This is a genomic window from Anaerobutyricum hallii, assembly GCF_900209925.1.
Taxonomy (GTDB): Bacteria; Bacillota; Clostridia; order Lachnospirales; family Lachnospiraceae; genus Anaerobutyricum; species Anaerobutyricum soehngenii.
This window is the reverse complement of the sequence record NZ_LT907978.1, coordinates 805,355-829,488: the sequence shown is the minus strand read 5'-3', so window position 1 is coordinate 829,488 and position 24,134 is coordinate 805,355. Positions and strand designations below refer to the sequence as shown.

The 24,134-nt window shown below is 38.6% G+C and carries 20 protein-coding genes; 4 read left to right on the top strand and 16 right to left on the bottom strand.

Annotation, left to right across the window (positions count from 1 at the left end; all coding sequences use genetic code 11):
- Positions 1 to 376: 376 nt before the first annotated feature.
- From EHLA_RS03745 to rho, 4 genes are all read right to left on the bottom strand, one after another.
- The gene (locus EHLA_RS03745) at positions 377 to 1,036 is read right to left on the bottom strand and encodes an epoxyqueuosine reductase QueH (protein WP_330399859.1); all 660 of its coding nucleotides are present in this window, start codon (positions 1,034 to 1,036) and stop codon (positions 377 to 379) included.
- Positions 1,037 to 1,365: 329 nt separating this feature from the next.
- Positions 1,366 to 1,767: a hypothetical protein gene (locus EHLA_RS03740; RefSeq protein WP_021907847.1), complete on the bottom strand. Its 402-nt coding sequence runs from the start codon at positions 1,765 to 1,767 to the stop codon at positions 1,366 to 1,368.
- Between the two features lie 21 nt (positions 1,768 to 1,788).
- On the bottom strand, positions 1,789 to 2,259 hold the full coding sequence (locus EHLA_RS03735; protein ID WP_096239367.1) for a COG2426 family protein: 471 nt from the start codon (positions 2,257 to 2,259) through the stop codon (positions 1,789 to 1,791).
- Between the two features lie 136 nt (positions 2,260 to 2,395).
- A complete protein-coding gene (gene rho / locus EHLA_RS03730) occupies positions 2,396 to 3,880 on the bottom strand; it encodes a transcription termination factor Rho (protein ID WP_096239366.1) in 1,485 nt (494 codons plus the stop codon).
- 450 nt (positions 3,881 to 4,330) lie between these two features.
- On the opposite strand from rho, the gene EHLA_RS03725 reads away from it, so the two are divergent.
- The 3 genes from EHLA_RS03725 to EHLA_RS03715 are packed head-to-tail and all read left to right on the top strand — an operon-like array spanning position 4,331 to position 6,929.
- Entirely contained in the window at positions 4,331 to 5,482 is a 1,152-nt protein-coding gene (locus tag EHLA_RS03725; protein ID WP_021907850.1) for an NAD(P)-dependent malic enzyme, read from the top strand.
- 5 nt (positions 5,483 to 5,487) lie between these two features.
- A complete protein-coding gene (locus tag EHLA_RS03720) occupies positions 5,488 to 6,408 on the top strand; it encodes a TIGR01212 family radical SAM protein (protein ID WP_021907851.1) in 921 nt (306 codons plus the stop codon).
- On the top strand, positions 6,390 to 6,929 hold the full coding sequence (locus EHLA_RS03715) for a DUF4364 family protein (RefSeq protein ID WP_021907852.1): 540 nt from the start codon (positions 6,390 to 6,392) through the stop codon (positions 6,927 to 6,929). Before EHLA_RS03720 ends, EHLA_RS03715 begins: the two co-directional genes overlap by 19 nt.
- 570 nt (positions 6,930 to 7,499) lie before the next feature.
- Here the strand turns inward: EHLA_RS03715 and yihA are convergent.
- The 12 genes from yihA to EHLA_RS03660 form a co-directional block, all read right to left on the bottom strand.
- Positions 7,500 to 8,093 carry a ribosome biogenesis GTP-binding protein YihA/YsxC gene (gene yihA, locus EHLA_RS03710; protein ID WP_021907853.1) on the bottom strand — a complete coding sequence of 198 codons (594 nt, stop codon included), beginning with the start codon at positions 8,091 to 8,093 and terminating at the stop codon, positions 7,500 to 7,502.
- Positions 8,094 to 8,274: 181 nt separating this feature from the next.
- Positions 8,275 to 10,581, bottom strand: a complete 2,307-nt coding sequence (lon, locus tag EHLA_RS03705; protein WP_096239365.1) for an endopeptidase La — start codon at positions 10,579 to 10,581, stop codon at positions 8,275 to 8,277.
- Between the two features lie 140 nt (positions 10,582 to 10,721).
- Positions 10,722 to 12,020: an ATP-dependent Clp protease ATP-binding subunit ClpX gene (clpX, locus tag EHLA_RS03700; RefSeq protein WP_096239364.1), complete on the bottom strand. Its 1,299-nt coding sequence runs from the start codon at positions 12,018 to 12,020 to the stop codon at positions 10,722 to 10,724.
- 146 nt (positions 12,021 to 12,166) lie between these two features.
- Positions 12,167 to 12,751, bottom strand: a complete 585-nt coding sequence (gene clpP / locus EHLA_RS03695; protein WP_096239363.1) for an ATP-dependent Clp endopeptidase proteolytic subunit ClpP — start codon at positions 12,749 to 12,751, stop codon at positions 12,167 to 12,169.
- A gap of 69 nt (positions 12,752 to 12,820) precedes the next feature.
- Complete coding sequence (gene tig, locus EHLA_RS03690; protein WP_096239362.1) at positions 12,821 to 14,140, bottom strand: trigger factor; 1,320 nt, start codon at positions 14,138 to 14,140, stop codon at positions 12,821 to 12,823.
- Positions 14,141 to 14,403: 263 nt separating this feature from the next.
- Positions 14,404 to 14,625 (bottom strand): alpha/beta-type small acid-soluble spore protein, encoded by a 222-nt coding sequence (locus EHLA_RS03685; RefSeq protein ID WP_021907858.1) that lies wholly within the window; start codon positions 14,623 to 14,625, stop codon positions 14,404 to 14,406.
- Between the two features lie 124 nt (positions 14,626 to 14,749).
- Positions 14,750 to 15,412 carry an HAD family hydrolase gene (locus EHLA_RS03680; RefSeq protein WP_096239361.1) on the bottom strand — a complete coding sequence of 221 codons (663 nt, stop codon included), beginning with the start codon at positions 15,410 to 15,412 and terminating at the stop codon, positions 14,750 to 14,752.
- 61 nt (positions 15,413 to 15,473) lie between these two features.
- Complete coding sequence (locus tag EHLA_RS03675) at positions 15,474 to 16,496, bottom strand: alpha-hydroxy-acid oxidizing protein (protein WP_096239360.1); 1,023 nt, start codon at positions 16,494 to 16,496, stop codon at positions 15,474 to 15,476.
- A gap of 585 nt (positions 16,497 to 17,081) precedes the next feature.
- Positions 17,082 to 18,266 carry an AI-2E family transporter gene (locus tag EHLA_RS03670; protein ID WP_242970664.1) on the bottom strand — a complete coding sequence of 395 codons (1,185 nt, stop codon included), beginning with the start codon at positions 18,264 to 18,266 and terminating at the stop codon, positions 17,082 to 17,084.
- 1,054 nt (positions 18,267 to 19,320) lie between these two features.
- Positions 19,321 to 20,715: a magnesium transporter gene (gene mgtE, locus EHLA_RS03665; protein WP_096239358.1), complete on the bottom strand. Its 1,395-nt coding sequence runs from the start codon at positions 20,713 to 20,715 to the stop codon at positions 19,321 to 19,323.
- Positions 20,716 to 20,905: 190 nt separating this feature from the next.
- Positions 20,906 to 21,031, bottom strand: coding sequence for a hypothetical protein (locus EHLA_RS16765; RefSeq protein ID WP_021907863.1), 126 nt, complete (start codon positions 21,029 to 21,031; stop codon positions 20,906 to 20,908).
- A 186-nt stretch (positions 21,032 to 21,217) separates the two neighbouring features.
- Positions 21,218 to 21,724: an NUDIX hydrolase gene (locus tag EHLA_RS03660; RefSeq protein ID WP_096239357.1), complete on the bottom strand. Its 507-nt coding sequence runs from the start codon at positions 21,722 to 21,724 to the stop codon at positions 21,218 to 21,220.
- A 228-nt stretch (positions 21,725 to 21,952) separates the two neighbouring features.
- Between EHLA_RS03660 and EHLA_RS03655 the strand changes: the two genes are divergently transcribed.
- The gene (locus EHLA_RS03655; protein ID WP_096239356.1) at positions 21,953 to 23,344 is read left to right on the top strand and encodes an NAD(P)/FAD-dependent oxidoreductase; all 1,392 of its coding nucleotides are present in this window, start codon (positions 21,953 to 21,955) and stop codon (positions 23,342 to 23,344) included.
- Positions 23,345 to 24,134: the final 790 nt, after the last annotated feature.

The following is a 24,134-nucleotide window of genomic DNA, read 5'->3' as shown; positions in this document are numbered from 1 at the left end:
CCCAGCACTTTTATAGCCTTATTATAAATATATCATATAACCTTCCAAAAAACATACAAAAAACCAAAAATTTTTAGAGTTTTTTCAATGATACCCTGTAAATGTGAAGTCATCTCACATCTAATACAACTAAATTTCAAGCATACGCAACAATTTAAATATCAATCCTTTAAACTTTAATTCCCTGAGAATCCATAACCTTCTGGAAACTCCCCATTCTCTCCAACTGTGGATTAGAGTAGTCAGAAAAAAGAAAAAATACCATATCCCAGATGCGGCTTGGAAGCGTGTTTAAGATGCGAATGAACATCTTAAATACAGCGACTACAGAGCAGATGGGATATGGTATTTTTTTCTTTTTTCGTCTACATTAAATCTACAGATCAAGATTTTTCTTTGAAAACACACAGCCACAATAATTCTGGCGATACAGATGATACTCCTCAGAAAGTGCGATGGAGCGCAGATATCCTCCCTTTTTCTTAAAGTCAGATGGCAGATGTTTCACCCCATATTGATCAGCGAGTTTTTCTCCGATTTCGTTAATCCACTGTGCATTCTTATGCGGACTGATTGAAAGTGTTGTTGTAAAATAATCTGCTCCAGTTTCCGCAGCTTTCTTAGCAGCTTCTTCCATACGGAGTGCATAACAATGATAACAGCGGGGTCCTCTTTCTGGCAGATCTTCCATTCCTTTTGCCATATCAAAAAATACCTGCGGATCATAAGTACCTTCTACAAAAGTAACATCATTCTCATATCCGGCTTCATGAATAAAGCGTTTCAGTTCCTTTACTCTTTTTATGTATTCTGTTTCCGGTGTGATATTTGGATTATAATAAAATATCGTGATTTTAAAATATTTTACTAAATATTCAAGTACATAACTACTGCAAGGTGCACAACAGGCATGAAGGAAAAGGGATGGACGTTTGTTTCCTTCCGCACAGTTTTTTGTAATCTTATCTGTGACTTTATCAAGCAGCTTTTGGTAATTTATTTTCTGCATATTATTTGTATTATTATTCTTATTCATATAAACCTCCTCTCTGCCACCTCTTCAAATTTTTAACCCCTTATACCTTCCACAACCTTCTGTCTTATCCCCTTCTTCCTCAACAAAAAGCGAGAAATTCTAAGCTCCTCCAGCCGTAGCACAGCCCACCGAAAAATTCAGTCAGCAAACAGAACTTATAAAACAGAATCGTATAGAAAATGCGACTCGGAGCGCGTGAAAATGCCGACTGAGGCATTTTGCTCGCAGCGACTACTGAGCATTTCTATACGATTCTGTTTTATAAGTTCGTCTGTTTTAATCAACCCTTTCAGTGGGCGTCTCCTTTGCCTGCGGCAAAATCAGAAATTCTAAGCTTTTTTAATAAATTTATTTCCGCATTTTGGGCAGGTTATTTCTACTTTTCCCTTTCCTTTCGGGACACGAAGTTTCTGCTTACACAGCGGACATTTAAAAAAGCGGAATAATTTTGCTTCGGCTTTTTCTTCTCGTTTTTCAATGACATTTTCACAAATTGGGCGGATCATATGCAAAAACTTCTCATTCTCCTGTTCTCTTTTTTCGTAGTTATGAGAAAATACCCGGAAGATGCACCAGAGTAATGGCAGATAACTGATTAAGTTAACGTTATTCACCGCCTGTGACGGCCACAGTCCTGTAAGCAAGTTCAAAATGACACTGACTGCCAGTAAGAAACAGGACATTCCGTCAAAACCGTATATTCCATCTAAAAAACTTCCTAACCGTTTCATCCCCAACATTACTCCTTTTATCTAGCGAATCAATGTAAAAAATCCTGCGCTTAATGTCATCATGATGACTCCTGCAAGTAAAACACCGCACATAGCTGCAATTGCACTGGATTTAAAATTCATCTTTAAGAAACTAGCTGCTAATGTTCCTGTCCATGCTCCTGTTCCCGGAAGCGGGATTCCTACGAATAAAAGTAACGCAACAAAAAGTCCCTTTCCTGCTGTTGCCTGAAGTTTCTCTCCGCCTTTCTCGCCCTTTGCCGTACACCAGCGACAGAACTTACCGATGATTCCCGGCATATCGTTTCCAATTTCAAGTACCTTTCTTGCAAATAAATAGATGAAGGGTACCGGAATCATATTTCCGATAATCGCAATGATATAAGAAGGAATCAATGGAAGTCCTACTGCCTGTGAGTAAGGAATGGCTGCTCTCAATTCTGCGATTGGAACCATGGAAATTAAAAATACTGTTAAATAATGTTTAATCATCTTATCTTCCTTTTCAATTTGATTTATTTTATAGATATTTGCTTTTATAACTGTTTCGCTCCAAATAATACTACACATTATTCTGTCCGTCAATCACTGTCGTTTACGAATTATGTCGGTATTACGTGATTCTCTGTTATTTTTTAAGTAATGACTGTTTCATGAGCTGGATAAACTCTTTATTATTCTTTGTTCTTTTAAAGAAATTCAGTATCTGCTCCATATTTTCGTCTGCACGATTGCCGGATAATTCTCTGTGAAGTGCATATACGATTTCCTGCTCTTCTTTTGTTAACAGTAAATCTTCTCTTCGTGTTCCGGAACGCTGGATATTGATTGCCGGAAAAATTCTCTTTTCTGCCAGTTTACGATCTAACACAAGCTCCATATTACCGGTTCCTTTAAATTCTTCAAATACAACGTCATCCATCTTACTTCCTGTCTCAACGAGTGCTGTCGCAAGAATTGTAAGACTTCCTCCTTCACGCATATTTCTTGCTGCTCCGAAAAACTTCTTTGGCATATAGAGTGCTGCCGGATCAAGACCACCGGAAAGTGTTCGTCCACTTGGAGGAACCAGCAGATTATATGCTCTTGCCAGTCGAGTGATACTATCTAATAAAATCACGACGTCCTGTTTATGCTCTACAAGACGTTTTGCTCTCTCTAATACCATTTCAGATACTCTTTTATGATGTTCTGGTAATTCATCAAACGTAGAGTAAATAACTTCTGCATTTGGTCCTTCAATGGATTCTCTGATATCCGTTACCTCTTCCGGACGTTCATCAATTAGAAGAACGATAACCTTCATATTGGGTCTTGTTGCCGTAATACTTCTTGCAATCTGTTTTAATAATGTGGTCTTTCCTGTCTTTGGCTGAGAAACGATCATTCCACGCTGTCCCTTTCCAATCGGGGAAAGAAGGTCTACCATACGCATGGATAATGGTGCATTCTCTGTTTCAAGATTAATTCTCTCATTTGGAAAAATCGGTGTAAGATCCTCAAAGTTCTTTCTTTTTGCTGCATCAAATGGTTTATATCCATTGACTGACTGTACATATAGTAAAGCGCTGTACTTTTCATTCTGCGTTTTAATACGAATATTTCCCACTAAAATATCCCCGGTTTTTAAATTAAAACGACGTATCTGAGACGGTGAAACATAGACATCATTCTCTCCCGGAAGATAATTCTCGCAACGAATAAATCCATAACCATCCGGCATGACTTCAAGGATACCGTTTGCCATATTTCCACTGTCTAAGCTGGATATGTCATTCTTTTTACCTTCTGCTTCTGATTTTTTTTCTTCTGTATCCTCTGCTTTTTCCTCTGCTTTTTCTTCTTCTCTGTTTTCTTTTTTACTTTCTTCTGTATGTTCTTTTCTATGTTCTTTTCGCTTCTCTTCTTTGTTTGCTCTTTTATTCTCTTTCCTGTTTTCTTCTCTCTTTACTTCTATGTTCTCTTCTTTTTTCTCTTCTCTCTTTTCTTCATATTTTTCGCTTTTCATAAGCTTTTCCACCAACTGTTCCTTTTTCAGCGTACTTATCCCACGAATTCCTTTTTCTTTCGCATATGCCTTCAATTGAAGAAGTGTCATTTCTTTAAAATCCATTCCTGCCTCCAAAATTTCTCTAAAATATTTTTAAATACGTTTTGTATACGTTTTCACAACCGACTTCAAGAATGTCTCTGCATTTTTCTGCCGGCTCCACAAAAAATCTGTCTTATATGTTCATTTCAATATCACCTGTCAACTTCACTGACAGGGATATTTTCACATACTATTCAAGTCGAGCAGCCACCTGAAAGAGGTGGGGGTCTTCTCGACTGAGATAAAAAAAATAACAATTAAATCATTTGGGAAATCAAAAGATTATAACTAAAAACATGATGTGATACCAAGAAAAAACATCTTTTCACATCAGATTATTAAGACGAATTAGAATTATCTTTTTTATAATACCACAGATTAGGAAGAAAACAACCTGTTTTTGTGAAATATTTGATTGCACAATAAGAAAAGCGATGCTAGAATATATTCTGGGAAAGGACGGAAATAATTATGACAAATAAAGAAAAAGCTTTAGAAATGCACAAACAATGGAACGGTAAACTTTCTGTAGAAGCCAAATGTCCGGTAGCTTCCGCAGAAGATCTTGCGATTGCATATACTCCCGGTGTTGCTGAGCCATGCCGCGCTATCGCAGAAAATCCTAAAGAAGCCTATACTTACACGATCAAGTCAAACACCGTAGCAGTGGTATCTGATGGAAGTGCCGTACTCGGACTTGGCAATATCGGTGCTCTTGCTGCTATGCCTGTTATGGAAGGAAAAGCTGCCCTTTTTAAAGATTTTGGCGGTGTTAATGCCTTCCCTATCTGTCTTGATACACAGGATACAGAAGAAATTATTGAAACTGTTGTCAGAATCGCCCCGGCTTTTGGTGGCATTAACTTAGAAGATATTGCAGCTCCACGCTGTTTTGAAATAGAAGAACGCCTTGATCAGATGCTTGACATTCCTGTTTTCCACGACGACCAGCATGGTACAGCTATCGTTGTTCTTGCAGGAATCATTAATGCATTAAAAGTTGTAAACAAACAAAAAGAAGATTGTAAAGTTGTAGTCAATGGTGCCGGTTCTGCCGGAATTGCTATCGCAAAGATGCTCTTAGCTTACGGTTTTCATGATCTAACACTTTGTGATCGTCAGGGAATACTGTGTTCTGGTGATCCTTCTTTAAACTGGATGCAGGAAAAGATGACTCAGGTTACAAATCTTTCTCATAAAACAGGAACTCTTGCCGATGCGATGAAAGGTGCTGATATTTTTGTCGGAGTATCCGCTCCTGGTATTATAAATCAGGATATGGTTCGTTCTATGGCAAAGGATTCTATCTTATTTACTATGGCGAATCCAGATCCGGAAATCCTTCCTCACCTTGCAAAAGAAGCTGGTGCAAAGGTTGTTGGTACCGGTCGCTCTGATTTTCCAAATCAGGTAAATAATGTACTTGTTTTCCCTGGCATCTTTAAAGGTGCCTTAGAAGGTCACGCTACACATATTACTTCTGAAATGAAGCTTGCTGCTGCTCATGCGATCGCTGGTCTGGTTCCCCAGGAAGAATTAAGCGATAACAATATTCTTCCACATGCATTCGACCCACAGATTGCTGATGTTGTAAGCGCTGCTGTCAAAGAATATATTGACTAGTTTTTATGGAACGCTATTATACCTACAGTCGTTTTATTAAAGAATATTTTGGAGAAAAACTATACAAGATCTGTCTGGATGGTGGTTTTACCTGTCCAAATCGTGACGGGACACTTGCAACCGGCGGATGTATCTTTTGCAGTGAAGGGGGAAGCGGAGAATTTACAGAGAACGCTTCCCTCTCTGTTTCTGAACAGATTCGTCTTGGAAAAGCACAGACCGCTGAAAAATACCATGGGGAACATTATATTGCTTATTTTCAGGCATTTACAAACACTTATGCACCAATAGAACGTCTCCGGGCTCTTTACGAAGAGGCGATAGAGGCTCCGGAAATTGTTGCATTATCGATTGGCACAAGACCTGACTGTCTTTCTCCTGAAGTTCTTTCTTTACTAAAGGAATTAAATAAAAGAAAGCCTGTATTTATTGAAATGGGACTACAAACAGCACATGATCATACTGCTGCCTTTTTAAATCGTGCTTATCCAACAGAAACCTTTACTGCTGCCTGTCATGCTCTTTCAAATGCAGGAATCCGGGTCACCGCTCACATCATTCTCGGTCTTCCCGGTGAAACAGCAGATATGGAAATCGAAACGATACGTTATCTGAATTCTCTTCCAATAAACGGCATTAAGATTTCCATGCTCTATGTATTAAAAAACACGATTTTGGCTGAATATTATAAACAACATCCATTTCATATCCTCACAATGGAGGAATATATTGATCACCTGATCGGCTGTCTTAGCTGGCTTCGAAAAGATATCGTTGTGGAACGAATTACCGGTGACGGCCCAAAAGATCTCCTGATCACTCCAAAATGGATCGGACACAAACGTCTTGTATTAAATACGATTCATAAAGAAATGAAACAACGAAACTTTATGCAGGGAGGAAGCCTATGTCAGAAGAATCTTTAACATTATATAAATTAATGATACTGTTTATGTTGGATAATCTGGATTTTCCACTGACCAATTCCCAGCTAAGCGAATTTTTTGTAAATCATGGATATACATCCTATTTTCATTTACAACAGGCAATCAGCGAATTGGTAGAATCTGAATTTGTACGTACAGAAACTATCCGCAACACAACAAACTATCATCTCATGGAATCCGGAAAAGAAGCACTTTCAATGTTCCACACCCAGATTTCTGAACCGATCAAAAAGGATATTCTTGATTATTTTGCCGAAAAAAAATACCAGCTCCGAAAAGAAGTGGATATCACTGCCGACTATTACCCCCTCAAAAAGAAACGGGGAGAATATATGGTAAAAACACAGATTAAAGAAAAAGGTTCCCTGCTCTTAGAACTAAGCATCAACGTCGTCTCCAAAGAACAGGCCATCGCAATCTGCGATAGCTGGGAGAAGAAAAGCGATGCTGTCTACGGGAAGTTAATGGAAATGTTGCTGCTGACAAACTCTGATTCGTAGATTTGGTAAGAGACGAAAAAAGAAAAAAATAATACATCCCATCTGCTCTATAGTCGCTATGTTTAAAATGCTCATCCGCATCTTAAACTCGCTCCCAAGCCGCATTTGGGATGTATTATTTTTTCTGGCTATTCTAAATCTACAGTTGGTGAAAATGGGATTCTCCAGAAGGTTATGGTTTCCCAAGAAACTAAATTCGGAAGAATTGACGCATTTCTTCTAATTCCTTACACATTTGTTTTACTCCCTCCTCTGTTCCTTTTAATACATTTCGCATAAAGATATTATCTATTATCGTAAAGTGTTTTATCTTTTCTTTACCATATTTCTCTTGCAATTCAGCAAAAAGTTCTATTACAGTGGCTGTCTAACCTCATTCTGCAAATCAGTCAAAAAACAAGGGGATTCTGGAAAATCCCCATTCTCATCAACTGTGGATTTAGATAGTCAGAAAAAAGAAACAATACCATATCCCAGATGCGGCTTCGGAGCGTATTTAAGATGCGGACGAGCATCTTAAATACAGCGACTACAGAGCAGATGGGATATAGTATTGTTTCTTTTTTCGTCTTATTCTTCCGTTAATGCATATTCCTCAATTAGTTCCCAGATTTCATCTCTTCCTGCTTTTGTAACAGCAGAAAATGGTACGATTGGAACGCCTTCGATTACTTTTAAAGTGTCTTTTAACAGTTTTAACTGTTTTTGAAGCTGGCTTCTTTTGATTTTATCGGCTTTGGTTGCTACAATTACCGGGGAGAAGCCGTTGCTTAAGATCCAGCGGTACATCTGTACATCATTATTGGTTGGCTTGTGACGAAGATCAATCAATAAGAATACCATACGAAGCTGCTCAGAAGTATGAAGATAATTTTCTATCATCGGGCCCCATTTGGCTGCGACTTCTTTGGATACTTTAGCATAACCGTAACCTGGAAGGTCTACGATATACATTTCTTCATTGACATTATAGAAGTTAATAGTCTGCGTTTTTCCTGGCTGACCAGAAGTTCTTGCTAGAGACTTTCTGTTTACAAGCGCATTAATCAGTGAGGATTTTCCTACATTGGATTTGCCTGCAAATGCAACTTCCGGCAAAGTATTTTTAGGAAGCTTACTTGTAATTCCGCATACCGTTTCTAAGTTTACATTTTTGATTACCATATATTTTCCTCCTTTCTCTGGCAAGTATTTAACCTTTTAAACCATGGTTCAATATATATCAATGAATCTAAATCATAAATTTTAATATGTATTGATTCCCTGACTCATTTTTTCATTCCTATTGATTATTTAGGTATTATCTTTGATCGAAATCAATGACTTAATTATGCAAACATCGTAGTTACTTTTTCAGAGCATGTTTAATTACTTCGTTCATTTCTTCTACATAAGTAATTTTCAGGCCGCTTATGATCTCCTCATCAAGTTCTGCAACATTTCTTTTGTTTCTTGCAGGGACAAGTACTTCTTTTACGCCAACAGTTTTAGCTGCTAAGAGTTTTTCTTTTAATCCGCCGATTGGAAGTACTTTACCTCGAAGGGTGATTTCTCCTGTCATGGCGATATCTCCGCGAACAGGAATTTCTGTAATTGCAGAAAGTATTGCCAGAGCCATTGTAATACCTGCAGACGGACCGTCTTTTGGTACAGCTCCTTCTGGAATATGCAGATGAATATCATGTTTTTCAAAATAGCCGCTATCAATTCCATATGATTCTGCAATAGAGCGGACATAACTAAGACCAATCTGTGCAGACTCTTTCATGACATCGCCCATACATCCGGTAAGCTCCATCTTTCCTTTTCCCGGCATAACATTTACTTCAATGGAAAGCGTATCTCCACCAACACTGGTCCATGCAAGTCCTCTCACAACACCAATCTGTGGTTTCAGGTTCTCATCCTCATCTTCAAATGGTGCCGGACCAAGAAGTTCTTTTAAAGACTTCTTCTTGATATCAACTTCTTTTTCCCCTTCAACAATTTTACGGGCTGCTTTATGCATAAGCTGACCAATGGTACGTTCGAGATTACGCACGCCTGCTTCTCTTGTATAAGAGTGAATGACTTCTCTGACAACTTCCTCGGATATACTTACCTGCTTTTTCGTAAGACCGCTCAGCTTTCTCTGCTTCTTTATAAGATAATTCTCTGCGATATGGAACTTTTCATTCTCTGTATAGCTGGAAAGTTCAATGATTTCCATACGATCAAGCAATGGTTTTGGGATTGGAGAAAGATCATTCGCAGTTGCAATAAAAAATACCTCACTTAAATCCATTGGCACTTCAAGATAATGATCCCTGAAATTTATATTCTGTTCTCCATCTAACACCTCAAGCAGTGCAGATGCGGTATCTCCCTTATAATCACTGCTTACTTTATCTACCTCATCTAAAAGCATTACCGGATTCTTCACGCCTGCCTGACGGATTCCCTCGGCAATTCTTCCCGGCATCGCACCTACATATGTCTTTCTATGTCCACGAATTTCCGCTTCATCTCTCACTCCACCTAAAGAAATACGGACATACTTTTTATTCAGCGCTCTTGCAATTGATCTTGCGATAGATGTTTTACCGGTTCCCGGAGGTCCTACGAGACAAAGAATAGGAGTCTCGCCTTTTTTGGTAAGGAAACGAACTGCCAGATAATCAAGAATTCGTTCCTTCACTTTTTTAAGCCCGTAGTGATCCTCTTCTAAAATCTTCATTGCCTTCTCAAGACTTTTACTGTCTCTAGAAACTTTATTCCATGGCATTTCGAGCATCGTTTCAATGTAGTTCTTTGTCATCGTGCTTTCCGCTGCGATCGGAGGCATCTTTTTATAACGCTTTATCTCTTTTTTAATCTTATCCTTTACTTCTTTCGATGCCTTTAGCTTTTCACACTTCTCAAGATATTCATCCGCTTCTGAAACAATATCTTCTTCGCCAAGCTCTTCCCGGATCACCTTCTGCTGTTCTCTTAAAAGATAATCTTTTTGATTTTTATCTACATTCTTCTTTACTTTTTCTGCAAGTTCGTTACGAATGATGCTGATTTCTACTTCTTCTGTTAAAATAGCAAGCAGGCTCTGAATCTGCTGTTTTATATCGGATTCTTCTAAAATCTGCTGTTTTTTTCCAAGTTCAAATGGAAGCTGAGAAGCAAGTTCGCTCACAAGCGAACGTAAATCTCTTTCATCAATAGCCTTCTGAAGCTGTGGAGCAAAAAATCCCGGATTTTTCTCGGAAAATTCTTCCGCTCCTTCTTCAAGCATTCTGAAAAAAGCTTCCTCTTCCACAGGAGTTTCTGGATAGCCTGTATAAGGCAGTTCTTCTACTTCTACTTTCACACATCCATCAACTTCTGTATAAGAAGAGATACGTGCTCTTGTCTGCCCTTCTACAAATACTCTTAAAACTCCCTGTCCTGCCTTCACCATTTGAAGAATCTTCGCAATCGTTCCGACTGTATATAAATCTTCCTGATCCGGTTTATCGATAGAAGGGTCTATCTGATTCACCAAAAATATTTGTTGTTCATGATTTACCGCCTGCTCTAAGGCTGCCATTGATTTTGGTCTGGATACTTCAAAATATACAGAAGTATTTGGATAAACCATCTTTCCTCGCAAAGCCAGTAAAGGTAATATCTGTTTCTTCATCTTTTCCTCCTTTTTGGGAGTAATGTATTGATTACTCACCACTTATAGAAATGGGGAGTCTTCTCGACTGAGATAAAAAGGCTGGCACAAAGGTAACAAATCTCCCTCCTGTGTCAGCCTGTGCCTCTTAACAGTAACTGTTAAGCGATTTCATTGTTATTTTTCTTTTGACGCTTTCTTGTAACCGTCTTCTTCGTTACCGGCTGGTCATGATATGCCAGTTCCGGTTCTCCACTTCCATCCACAGTCTCTTTTGTGATCGTGCAGGATGCTACCATATCATCCGATGGAATAGTATACATTAAATCCATCACAACAGATTCCATGATAGAACGCAGTCCTCTGGCTCCTGTATTTCTTGCAATAGCCTTTTCTGCGATTGCCTCTAAAGCATCCTCTGTAAACTTCAGTTCAACGCTGTCCATCTCAAACAGCTTCTGATACTGTTTTACTAATGCACTCTTTGGTTCTGTAAGAATTCGCACAAGAGCTTCCTTGTCTAATGGATTCAGGGATACGTTAACTGGAACACGACCAATGAATTCTGGAATCAATCCAAACTTCACAAAGTCTTCCGGAAGAACCTGTTTTAATAAAACACCAACATCCTTCTTGCGTTGTTCCATAATCTCTGCCTGGAAACCAATCGACTTCTTACCGATACGGTTCTCAATAATCTTTTCAAGCCCATCAAAAGCTCCACCACAAATAAATAAAATATTTGTTGTGTCAATCTGAAGGAATTCCTGATGTGGATGCTTTCTTCCACCCTGTGGCGGAACAGAAGCAACCGTTCCTTCTAAAATCTTTAATAAAGCCTGCTGTACTCCCTCACCGGAAACATCTCTGGTAATTGAAGTATTCTCTGACTTTCTCGTAATCTTATCAATCTCATCAATATAAATGATACCTGTCTGCGCGCGCTCAATATCATAATCAGCAGCCTGAATCAGCTTAAGAAGAATATTCTCTACATCCTCACCTACATAGCCTGCCTCTGTAAGAGCTGTCGCATCTGCAATTGCAAATGGTACATTTAACTGTCTCGCCAATGTCTGTGCGAGAAGGGTCTTTCCGGAACCAGTAGGTCCAAGCATGATGATGTTACTCTTCTGAAGTTCTACATCATAGCTTCCACCTGCCAGTATACGTTTATAATGGTTATATACTGCTACGGATAAAACCTTTTTTGCCTCATCCTGACCGATAACATAATCATCTAAAAAAGCCTTCATTTCTTTTGGCTTCATAAGATTGATTTCCTGTGTATCTTCGTTAAAACCTTCAAACTCGTCTTCCATGATTTCCATGCATACTTCGATACACTCATCACAGATATAGACACCCTTTGGACCGGCTACGAGCTTTCTCACCTGATCCTGGGTTTTATTACAAAATGAACATCTGAATTGCTTGTTGTTGTCGGATCGTGTTGCCATATTGTCACCTCACTCCTGCTGCAATCTGTCTCATAGAAAAGTTACCACAACTATAAAAGCTGTGGTAACTCTATTATTTGATGCGTTCTCAAAATCTTCTAAAATCCGCCATAAAAGCTGATGTATTGAGATTCTGAAAGTACATACTACTGTCTTTTTTCAACGACGGCATCAATAATACCATATGCCTTTGCCTGCTCGGCCGTCATATAGTTATCTCTTTCCGTATCCTGCACGATCTTCTCGTATGGCTGACCAGTATTCTCTGCAAGAATTCTGTTTAATTTCTCTTTTGTACGCAGAATCTGTTCTGCTACAATCTCGATCTCTGTAGCCTGTCCCTGAGCACCGCCGGATGGCTGGTGGATCATAATCTCAGAATTCGGAAGAGCCAGACGTTTTCCTTTTGCGCCGCCGGCCAGAAGGAATGCTCCCATACTGGCTGCCATACCCATACAAATAGTGGATACATCGCATTTTACAAACTGCATGGTATCATAAATCGCCATTCCAGCAGTTACAGAACCACCCGGACTCATAATGTATAAGCTGATATCCTTCTCAGGGTCTTCTGACTCTAAGAAAAGCAGCTGAGATACGATCAGGCTCGCTGTGGTATCGTTAACTTCTTCTCCGAGAAAAATAATTCTCTCTTTTAAAAGGCGGGAATAGATGTCATAAGATCTCTCCCCATGACTTGTCTGCTCAATGACATAAGGTACTAAACTCATAATTCCTCCTGTTTCTACATAAACAGCAACCAGAAATTTTAATGATCTGTAACCAGATTATAGTTACGATTATTTTTCTTCGAAATCAAGCTCTTCCGTAGCTTCTGTTACATTTGCCTGATCCAGTACAAATTCAACTGCTTTCTGGACTGCGATGTCTTTCTTCATGTTCTCTTTCTGTTCTTCTGGAATCATACCTTCGATCTGGCTTGCTTCCATCTGATACATCTGAGCCATCTTCTCAAACTCTTTCTTTAAGTCTTCTTCGTCTGCTTCGATGTTCTCTGCTGCAACGATTGCTTCAAGAACAAGGCTTCCCTGTACTCTCTTTAACGCATCACCTTTCATGCTCTCTCTTAAAGCATCCATGCTCTGTCCGGAGAACTGAACGTACTGCTCAAGAGAAAGTCCCTGATAAGCAAGTCTCTGCTTGAACTCATCTACCATCTGGTCTACCTGGAAGTCTACCATAGCATCTGGGATATCCATCTCAGAAGATTCTACGATCTGATCGATAAGAGCGTTCTGTGCAGCAGCTTTTGCCTGCTCTTCTTTTGCTGTAGCAAGTTTTTCTTTGATATCATTCTTGTATTCTTCAAGAGTATCAAACTCTGTTGTATCCTGTGCAAAATCATCATCGATTGCTGGAAGCTGTTTTTCTTTAATTCCAAGAACTTTTACATGGAATACTGCAGCTTTACCAGCTAAGTCTTCTGCATGGTACTCTTCTGGGAAAGTAACTTCTACATCTTTCTCACCGTTAATCTCAACACCGATTAACTGCTCTTCAAAGTTGTCAATGAATGTATGGGAACCAATCACTAACTGCTGGTTCTCTGCTGTACCGCCGTCAAATGCAACACCGTCAACAGTTCCTGCATAGTTAAGAGTAATGATATCTCCATCCTGAACTGCTCTGTCTTCTACAGTGATTTCTCTGGCGTTCTGTTCCTGTGCTTCCTTTAATTTAGCTTCTACTTCTTCATCTGTTACATCAGCAGAATCTTTCTGTACGTCTAAACCTTTATACTGACCTAATTTAACTTCAGGCTTTAAAGCTACTTCTGCTGTGAAAATGAAGTTCTGTCCTTTTCCAATCTGAGTTACGTCTACCTCCGGACGGGAAACTACATCAAGACCGCTCTCTTCTAATGCTTCTGCATATGCTTCTGGCATAAGTTCGTTCGCTGCATCTTCATAGAAAACTCCTGCTCCGTATTCTTTTTCAATGATATACATAGGTACTTTTCCTTTACGGAAACCTGGCAGATTAAAAGAGCCTTTCTTCTTATTGTAAGCGTTCTTCATTGCTGCATCAAACTTAGATGCCTCTACCTCGATAGTAAGCTTGGCCATATTATGCTCTAATTTTTCAACCTGTACGCTCATTTTTTAGTATCCTCCTTAATATGTTCCTTATTTAAAGTTTATTCATAGTAAACTCACTTTGTATTTTAATATATGAAAACACATTTAAATATTATAACATGAGAAATATTCACTGTCTATAAAAATTTGACGAAAAACTGATAGAAAAACATAGAAACAAGCCGTCTGTTCTTATATTTTTAAAGGACAGGCAGCTTGTTCTTACGGTATTCTGATTTCAGTAAGGGACTTTCTCTAAAGAATCGCTAAAGAATCAACAAGACTTAACGGCTCTGACCAGCCATCTCCTCTTCCTGTTTCTTAATCATCTTACGAACCATTTCTCCTCCAATGGAGCCGGCTTCTTTTGCAGTAATATTGCCGTTATAACCCTGTTTTAAATTCACACCGAGCTCATCAGCTACTTCCATTTTAAAACGATCCATTGCATCTCTTGCTTCCGGTACTTCTGTTCTGTTGGATGAAGAATTTTTATTACTTGCCATTGTCTCTACCTCCGTAATGAGTCTTCGATTGGAATACCGTAATCCTATTGTGTGCAGATTCAAAAGAAATATAATGGCAAATAAAGGTAAGTTTTTTTATTTCTACTCTTACTTCTTGGATTCTCTAATCCACTCCGATAAAAGTCAGGATTTCCTCTGGCTTTTTGATTATGATCTTCGCTCCATGTTCTTTTAAAAATTCTTCGCCACGAAATCCCCAGTCACATAAAATCTCATCCATACCACTGTTTCGTGCCGTTTCGATATCTACATCAGAATCTCCAACATAAACAGAACTTTCTGCCGTACTTCCAAGCTCTTTTAAGGCTTCTCTCACTGTATCCGGCGCTGGTTTCTTTCGAATTCCTTCACTTTCTTTTTCACCGATTGCGACAGAAATCATCCCTTTAAAATATATTTCATTTAATTCTTTTACTGCAAAATCTGCCTTATTAGAAACAATCGCAATCTTAATGTTATGTTCTTTTAAAATATGCAAAAGCTCCATGATCCCTTCATATGGCTTTGTCGTATCATTACAGTGCTTTCCGTAATGCTCTTTAAATAATGCAAAAGCCTCTTCAAAATTCGGATCATCTTTTCCTCCCGGAATTGCCCTCTGGATAAGTAACACTATTCCATTTCCGACAAATCTTCGAACTTCATCTAACGTACGTTCCTGATAATCAAAATGACGCATTGCATAATTTACACTGTTTTTTAAATCTTCTAATGTGTCAAGTAATGTTCCGTCTAAATCAAATACTACAGTGTCTTTTTTATTCATTTTCCTGTTTCCTGTCTTTCTCTTTTTATATCAGATGTGAGATGACTCCCACATCCAAAATTTACATTGGACGGTACAGCATACTTCGATTAATGTCTTTGATCGAAGCTGCTCCGCACATCGCCATCGTATCCGCAAGTTCTGCTGCAAGCTTCTCAATATAAAGCTTTACTCCTTCTTCTGCTCCACCGTACACCGCCTGTACAAATGGTCTTGCGATCAGGACAGCATCGGCTCCCATCGCCAGCGCCTTGAAAATATCTGTTCCCTGACGGATACCGCCATCTACAAATATCTTCATTCTTCCCTGATTCCATTCTACGATCCGCTCTAACACTTCCGCTGTTGCCGGTGTCTGGTCAAGCACCCTTCCTCCATGATTAGACACGATAATTGCACTCGCACCTGCATCAAATGCCTTCTTTGCACCTGCCACAGTCATAATTCCCTTTACAATAAAAGGAATTCCAGCTGCGTTAACAATCTCACTAAGCTGCTCTACTGTCTTACTTCCTGCCGGCGGATTCAGATTCTTAAGAAATGGAAGACCTGCTGCATCAATATCCATCGCAACCATCTTAGCACCTGCCTCCTGTACCATATCCATCTTTTCACGAATCGTCTCAATATTCCATGGCTTCACTGTTGGAATTCCCTGTCCATGATTCTTCTTGATCGCTGCCGCTGCCCCTTTAAATACATCCGGATTCGTACCATCTCCCGTAAATGCTGCAATTCCATTTGCCGCACAGGCAGATACTAAAATATCATTATATTCAAGATCATCATATTTCTCTCCATAATGAAGCTTCATCGCACCTACCGGTCCTGCAAAAAACGGATAGGCAAACTTCTCTCCAAACAACTCAATACTTGTATCCGGTGTTACATTCTCACAAATGGTATCCATATTAATACGGATTTCTTTCCACGCATCATAATTTCTCATAGCAACATCGCCCACACCTTTAGCCCCCGGTCCTGGCATCTGATTTTTACAGGCTCTTCCGTTACACTGCGGACAAACCTTACAATATGGTCCTATTTCTGATTTTGCTTTCTTCATTACCTCTTCATATGTCATACCAACACCTCCTAATTCAAATCGCATAATATAATATAAAATATTTATACACCTTCGGAAGTAAAAATGCAATTCTGATTTGTAGATTTGGTATAGACGAAAAAAGGAAAAAATACTATATCCCATCTGCTCTGTAGTCGCTGTATTTAAAATGCTTATCGCATCTTAAACACGCTCCCAAGCCGCATCTGGGATATAGTATTTTTCCCTTTTTTCTGACTATGCTAAATCCACAGTTGGGCAACATGGAATGCACCAGAAGGATATGACTTTTCGGGAATTTAACTTCTAAAGGTCTGACACATTTCCTCTGGAAGTTTCCATTTGAATAGAAAGAGTAGACAACCTACAACAATTTGAATGTCAATCCTTTCAAATTTAATCTTCTAGGAAGCCACAACCTGCTGAAGAATCCCCATTCTCACTAACTGTGGATTTAGAGTAGTCAGAAAAAAGAAAGAATACCATATCCCAGATGCGGCTTCGGAGCGTATTTAAGATGCGGACGAGCATCTTAAATATAGCGACTACAGAGCAGATGGGATATAGTATTCTTTCTTTTTTCGTCTACACCAAATCTACAAATCAAGATTTATGATATTTTTCCTCGTAATCCGTTATCATGGATTCTCTCTTATGTTTGCGAAGTCCGCGGTAAACCAGTTTCCTTATAATGTCATAAATAACCGCAAATAACGGTACTCCGATAACCATACCGACAACTCCCCACATTCCTCCAAATAAAAGAATGGAAAATAATACCCAAAAGCTTGAAACACCTGTCGTATTACCAAGAATCTTTGGTCCGATTACATTACCATCAAGCTGCTGTAATACAAAAATAAAAATAATGAAATATAGACAGTGCATCGGGTTTTCTAAAAGTAACAGCAGACCACATGGAATTGCCCCGATAAACGGTCCAAAAAACGGAATAATATTGGTAATTCCTATGATCACACCGATAAATGCCGGCGCTTCAAATCCCATGAAAGAGAGTCCTGCAAAGCACAATAATCCGATGATCGCAGAGTCAATAATCTTTCCTACTAAAAATCCATTAAACATCTTATCTGTATAACGAATCTCTTCTTCAATAATTCTTGCCCATTTATCAGGAAATACACCATGTAAAATCAATCCTGCCTGTGCTCCAAACAGCTTCCTGCTTCCGAGAAGATATGCCGAAATCAAAAATCCAAGCGAAATATTTTTTAAAACACCAAGCACACCAAAAACCTGTACACTGAGGCTATTGATAATACTCTGTACTTTTTGTATCGTATCCACATTTAAAAGACTGTTAATATGGCTCTCTGCCTGATTTGCAAATTCTTCAAAATATGCCTGAAGTTCTGGCTGATTTTCCAGCATATGTTCAATCCAATTATTCAGTATCGTAATTTTTTGCGGTACCATATCAATGATCTTCATTACACTGTCCCATACCTGTGGAATAATAAGCATAATTACCATCCACACGATTGCCAATGCCACACATAACGATATGACAATCGCTATAAAACAGATAAAACGTTTTGCTTTTCTATTGGCCTTTGGAAAAGTCTGAAACAGCTTTTCTTCTATTTTATTACATAATGGCGCAAGCAGATATGCAATTACTGCCCCATATAAAAATGGTTTCAAAATTCCTGTAATACCTTTTAACAGTTCAATAATAACCCTCATTTTAAACAATACAAATGCACATAAAATACCTGATGCCAGTATTGCCGCGCCGGTAATTCCTATTTTTAAATATTTTTTCATCTCGTCATCTTTCACCTGCTATACGCTTCCTCTCTTCAGATGTCTCCTGCAACACTTTCTGAAAACCATCTTCTACTATTAGAATTCCCAGAAAAGGGCAAATGAAACATCTTCTTTTGTGTCAGTATAATAGTATACCCTACCCCAAGAAAATTTACAACATAACTATTTGATTCATTAGAGGGAAACAGACGAAAATAAAAAGAATAGACCATTGCAACTGTAAAGATATCACTGCGTAGAAAATGCCTGTTCGGCATTTTTACTTGCTCTCACATTACATTTGCAATGGTCTATTCTTTTTATTTTCTGCTTGTTGGCTCCAGAAGGAATGAATGCAATAGTTTTTGAGAAGAGAAGGAGGAGAGGTCAGGAGTCTCCTGCTACTTAGAAAGTATATCTGTCAGACAATTTTATTTATCTGCTCTTACATTACATTTCCTATAGTCTATTCTTTTTATTTTCTGTTTGTTGGCTCCAGAAGGACGGAATGCAATAGTCTCTGGGAGGGTTGAGGGGAAGAGGTCTGAAGTCTCCTGCTGCTTAGAAAGTATATCTGTCAGACAATTTTATTTATCTGCTCTTACATTACATTTCCTATAATCTATTCTTTTTATTTTCTGTTTGTTGGCTCCAGAAGGACGGGGGAAGAGTTCAAAAAGTTGTGGCTTATTCTGATACTATCTCCGCGATGCTGTCAATGATGATAAGATGCTATTGCAAGCTATCACTATACATGATAAATTTATCATTATATTGTCACAATATCTCGCAACAAGACAAATCTAAAGGTGACTACTTTAATCTCCTATACGATACATCTTCCGAGCAAGCAGTAGTCTTCTGATTTCTCCCCCCATCTCTCTCCAAAGACTATTTCATTCATTCCTTCTGGAGCCAAAACACAGAAAAAAGAAACAATACCATATCCCAGATGCGGCTTCGGAGCGTGTTTAAGATGCGGATGAGCATCTTAAACACAGCGACTACAGAGCAGATGGGATATGGTATTGTTTCTTTTTTCGTCTGTTTTCCCTAATGAATCAAATAGTAATCAAACCATTTGTAAGACATGGATTAACAAAAGCCATGCCAGACCGTAATAAGTAATTACTGCAACCAGGTCATTAATTGTTGTAATCAATGGTCCGGATGCAACCGCCGGATCTATTTTAATTTTATGGAAAAACATCGGTACGAGTGTTCCGACCATACTTGAAATAACCATCGCTGTCATCAAAGAAAATCCAACGCAGCCGGAAATTACAAAGGCATGTGTTATCGGATTACTTTTTAGCAGCCAAATATAACATCCGATAAATACAAAAGCAAGAATTCCAAGAAAAAGACCATTGCAAAATCCAACTCGCATTTCTTTTACTACAAGGCCAAATTTCTGCTTTGTGCTTAGTGTTTCATCCATCAGTACACGAATTGTCACAGCCAAAGACTGTGTTCCGACATTTCCTGCCATATCAAGAATTAAAGACTGGAAGCACATAACAACCGGAAGTACAGCAACAACTGTCTCAAACACGCCGACAACAGAAGATACACCCATTCCTAAAAACAAAAGAATGATCAGCCATGGCAGTCTTTTTTTCATGCTCTGTGCTGTTGTCTCTTTTAAATCTTCTTCTGCAGTTAAACCGGCTAACTTTGCATAGTCATCTCCCATCTCTTCATCAACAGCTTCTACAATATCCACTGCTGTAATAACACCGATCAGGAGATGTTCCTGCGTAAGGACCGGAATAGAATCTTCCGCATAATCTTTAATTCTCTCAATACATTCGTCAACTTTTTCATGATCATTTACATACGGATAAGAAGTACTGATGATATCTTCTAAGTTATCCTGCTGTCTTGCTACGATTAAATCCTTTAAATCGATCGCACCGTAAAACTTGTCATTCTCATCAAGAACATACACTGTAGAAATATTATCATTCTCTCCCGCCTGCTGCACCAGTTCACGCATCGCCTGACGAATTGTCAGATTATTATGAATCACAATGAAATTCGTAGTCATTCTGCTACCCATTTCATCATCCTCATAGGAAAGAATCATCTTAATATCATGTCCTGATTCTTCATCAAGTAATCCCACCAGTTTTTCCTGAGTGGAGTGATCCATTTCATCTAAAATATCAGCCGCATCATCCGAATCCATATAAGAAAGTACCTTCGCAGCCTCATCTAACGGTAATTCCTTCAAATAGGAATCCGGATCATCAATATAAGAAAAAATCTCTGCGATCTGTTCCGGACCAAACATCCGGTACCATCTTTTTCGCTCCGCTTCTGACAGTAATTCAAAGGCTTCTGCGATATCATTCTCATGGTAATCGGAAATTCTTTCCAGCATATCCTCTTCCGAAAAAGAGCCATGCATAATCTCCAGAATCTCTTTCGCATAATCTGGTTTTTTTAACATTTTCTCCATCATACATCTCCCTTCGACCCTTAAAAGGGCATAAAAAACCCACCGCATCAAGTTTCCAAAACTTTTCAGCAGTATGTCAACCAATTACTAACTGTGAAGTATAGGAATCCACGCGGTGGAAAAACGATCAATGTATAATGGTAACTATCTAAAAGTAGTAGTTCTATATATTATACAATAAAAACATAAAAAATCAGATGTTTCTTAAACTACTTCTCTGACGAAATCCATATCCAGTCACATCCAAATTTTTAAACTCTTCTTTATAACACATACCACCGCAAATTATACTCTGCCCCGTACTATCACAACTGTCCATGAATTTCACCTCTTTTCCTAATCAAAATCAAACTTAAACCGTTGACATTCTACTATAATATACTTATAAAAGCAAGCATTTTTCCCGTTTTTACAAAGATAACACCTCTGCTTTACTTATACTACACTACCTGTAAACATCTCCACCTGAGCCATAGTTCAGATGGAGCTTTCACCGCAAAGATTTTCAGTCAAAAGAAAACACCTGTTTGATGCTGTCATAGTGAAGGAACTTGCCTTCTTTAGCAAAACTTTCAATCTGCTCTCTTGTTGCAAACATATGACCGTCAATCTCTGCTTCCTGAAAAGATACATCCTTCTCATCAATATCCATCACAAAACGATAGACATCTACAAAATAATTATCTCCCTCATCAGGATTCACTCTTTTATAAGTAAATACATATCCGCCTTCTGCATTACGCACGTCAAGACCAGTTTCTTCCTTCACTTCTCTTCTTACTGCTTCCTCGGAAGATTCTCCTGCCTGTACTCCGCCACCGGAAACTTCCCACCATCCAGGTGCCCATGCCTTTGTCATAACACGCTTTGTAATTAAGAAAGTACCATCTGGTCTTGCAATCACACCAAGAACAGTCAGGTGATATTCTCCCTCTTTTAAGCACCAGTCATTACGCTTCATTGTACGTCCAGTTAACTGTTTATTTTCATCATAAATATCCCAAAATTCCATTTCGTTCATCTCCTGTATAAATTGTCCCATTCATCATAACATGAGAACGCAGCGAAAACAACTCATACTATTTTTTATCTGCTGCAGTGAATATAAAATACATAAGAAAAAGTGAGTGACCGAATTGCATTTGGCATGTTTTTATTTTATAATATTTTATAATATGTAAAGATTTTTTATTTATCTTTACATTACAACAAATGTAAACTATTGATTTTGGAGGTACGCATGAATCAAATGTATGATGTTATTATTATTGGCTGTGGTGAGGCCGGTATCTATGCCGGTTATGAGCTTAGTTTAAAAAATCCTTCCTTAAAAATTGGGGTTTTTGAGCAGGGAAGAGATATTTATAAAAGAAGCTGCCCGATTGTAGCAAAGAAAGTGAAACAGTGTATTAACTGTAAAGTCTGTGATACTATGTGTGGTTTTGGCGGAGCCGGTGCATTTTCTGATGGTAAGTTTAACTTCACTACGGAATTTGGCGGCTGGCTGACAGACTATATGGACCATGACGAAGTTATGGAACTGATTCATTATGTCGATGATGTAAATGTGGCTCATGGTGCTACTACAAATTATTTCTCTACTACTACTCCGGAGGCACAGGCTCTTGCAAAGAAAGCTCTTGAATTTGACCTTCATCTTCTGCAGGCACAGTGTAAACATCTTGGTACTGAAAAGAATCTTATGATTCTTACAAATATTTATGAAGATTTAAAAGATAAAATGGATTTTCATTTTAATACAGCTATTTCTGAAATTAAAACCTGTTCTGAAGGATATGAACTTGTAACAGAAAAGGGAGATATTGCACGTTGTCAATACCTGATTGCCGCTCCCGGCCGCAGTGGTGCTGAATGGTTTGCAAATCAGTGTAAAAATCTTGGAATTAAACTTATTAATAATCAGGTAGATATCGGGGTTCGTGTTGAACTTCCTGCCAGAGTATTCGAACACATTACAGATGTTGTATATGAATCAAAGCTCGTTTACCGTACCAAACAATATGGTGACAGTGTCCGTACATTCTGTATGAATCCTTACGGTCACGTTGTTGCTGAAAACGTAGAAGGTATCAACACTGTAAATGGACATTCTTACTCTGATGCTTCTCTTCGCAGTGAGAATACAAACTTTGCCCTTCTTGTTTCTAACCGCTTTACAGAACCATTTGATGAACCATATCGCTATGGTAAACACATCGCTTCTCTTTCTAATATGTTAGCAGGCGGTGTACTTGTACAACGTTTCGGTGATCTTGTAAAAGGAGTCCGCACAAATGAACATCGTTTAAGTCAGTCTTTCGTAAAACCAACACTGACAGCGGCTATTCCAGGAGACTTATCATTAGCACTTCCAAAACGTCAGCTTGACGATATTATTGAGATGATCTACGCTCTTGATAAAGTTGCTCCAGGTACTGCAAATTATGACACTCTTTTATACGGTGCGGAAGTTAAATTCTATTCTTCCCGTTTAGAGTTAAGCCATGAACTTGAGACAAAACTTCCTGGATTCTTCGCGATTGGAGATGGTGCCGGCACAACAAGAGGACTGGCACAGGCTGGAGCTTCCGGAATTAAAGCCGCAAGAGCGGTACTTTCAAGAATAAAATAAACAAATACTAATTTGTAGATTTCGTGTAGACGAAAAAAGAAATACTGGCATATCCCATCTGCTCTATAGTCGCTGTGTTTAAAATGCTCGTTCGCATCTTAAACACGCTCCGAAGCCGCATCTGGGATATGCCAGTATTTCTTTTTTCTGACTATCTAAATCTACGGTTGGTGAGAATGGGGCTTAAATGCGAATTTGAGGAACTAAAGAAACGAAAACCAAAAATTTGATATAAAAGAAAATGTGAAGATAGTCGCTTCGTAGAAAATGCCTGTTCGGCATTTTTACTCGCTCCGACATCACATTTTCTTTTATATCAAATTTCTGGTTTTCTGTTCTTTGGCTCCAGATGGAAATTAGTATTTAAAGCTTGGATGGGAATAAGGAGATTGTCCAGAAGTCTATAATTTTTAATCAGAGAACAGTGACAGCCAATGCCTTCTACTTAATCCGTTTTCTTTCACCATAATATCCTTACAATTCCGTAAGAAGAGATTTCCCTTCTGAAAATTTTCATTCTGAATAAAAATCATAATCTTTTGGGGAATCCCCTTCTCTTTCCAACAGAAATCACTAATTTGCTATTTGCTATTAAAAACAGACAGCCGCTGAAACAAAATTTCCTGCTGAATTGTAAGGAAACTATGGTAAAGAAAAAAGAATTGTGATAAGTATTGCATTTTGTGACTTTGCGCTATGGAATTCTGACCATAGGAACTTGGGACTCGTTTTTCCCAAGTTCCTCTTTTTCCGGGCAGAATGGAATGCTTAGCGCAACGGAACAAAATCT

What these genes read in the sequence shown, in the direction of transcription:
- clpX (WP_096239364.1), bottom strand. Translation starts at nt 12,020, where the DNA reads ATGGCAACACGATCCGACAACAACAAGCAATTCAGATGTTCATTTTGT.
- EHLA_RS03675 (WP_096239360.1), bottom strand. Translation starts at nt 16,496, where the DNA reads ATGACATATGAAGAGGTAATGAAGAAAGCAAAATCAGAAATAGGACCA.
- EHLA_RS03720 (WP_021907851.1), top strand. Translation starts at nt 5,488, where the DNA reads ATGGAACGCTATTATACCTACAGTCGTTTTATTAAAGAATATTTTGGA.
- tig (WP_096239362.1), bottom strand. Translation starts at nt 14,140, where the DNA reads ATGAGCGTACAGGTTGAAAAATTAGAGCATAATATGGCCAAGCTTACT.
- EHLA_RS03725 (WP_021907850.1), top strand. Translation starts at nt 4,331, where the DNA reads ATGACAAATAAAGAAAAAGCTTTAGAAATGCACAAACAATGGAACGGT.
- EHLA_RS03740 (WP_021907847.1), bottom strand. Translation starts at nt 1,767, where the DNA reads ATGAAACGGTTAGGAAGTTTTTTAGATGGAATATACGGTTTTGACGGA.
- EHLA_RS03655 (WP_096239356.1), top strand. Translation starts at nt 21,953, where the DNA reads ATGAATCAAATGTATGATGTTATTATTATTGGCTGTGGTGAGGCCGGT.
- yihA (WP_021907853.1), bottom strand. Translation starts at nt 8,093, where the DNA reads ATGGTAATCAAAAATGTAAACTTAGAAACGGTATGCGGAATTACAAGT.
- EHLA_RS03745 (WP_330399859.1), bottom strand. Translation starts at nt 1,036, where the DNA reads ATGAATAAGAATAATAATACAAATAATATGCAGAAAATAAATTACCAA.
- EHLA_RS03735 (WP_096239367.1), bottom strand. Translation starts at nt 2,259, where the DNA reads ATGATTAAACATTATTTAACAGTATTTTTAATTTCCATGGTTCCAATC.
- lon (WP_096239365.1), bottom strand. Translation starts at nt 10,581, where the DNA reads ATGAAGAAACAGATATTACCTTTACTGGCTTTGCGAGGAAAGATGGTT.
- EHLA_RS03670 (WP_242970664.1), bottom strand. Translation starts at nt 18,266, where the DNA reads ATGAAAAAATATTTAAAAATAGGAATTACCGGCGCGGCAATACTGGCA.
- EHLA_RS03685 (WP_021907858.1), bottom strand. Translation starts at nt 14,625, where the DNA reads ATGGCAAGTAATAAAAATTCTTCATCCAACAGAACAGAAGTACCGGAA.
- EHLA_RS16765 (WP_021907863.1), bottom strand. Translation starts at nt 21,031, where the DNA reads ATGGACAGTTGTGATAGTACGGGGCAGAGTATAATTTGCGGTGGTATG.
- clpP (WP_096239363.1), bottom strand. Translation starts at nt 12,751, where the DNA reads ATGAGTTTAGTACCTTATGTCATTGAGCAGACAAGTCATGGGGAGAGA.
- EHLA_RS03660 (WP_096239357.1), bottom strand. Translation starts at nt 21,724, where the DNA reads ATGGAATTTTGGGATATTTATGATGAAAATAAACAGTTAACTGGACGT.
- EHLA_RS03715 (WP_021907852.1), top strand. Translation starts at nt 6,390, where the DNA reads ATGTCAGAAGAATCTTTAACATTATATAAATTAATGATACTGTTTATG.
- mgtE (WP_096239358.1), bottom strand. Translation starts at nt 20,715, where the DNA reads ATGATGGAGAAAATGTTAAAAAAACCAGATTATGCGAAAGAGATTCTG.
- rho (WP_096239366.1), bottom strand. Translation starts at nt 3,880, where the DNA reads ATGGATTTTAAAGAAATGACACTTCTTCAATTGAAGGCATATGCGAAA.
- EHLA_RS03680 (WP_096239361.1), bottom strand. Translation starts at nt 15,412, where the DNA reads ATGAATAAAAAAGACACTGTAGTATTTGATTTAGACGGAACATTACTT.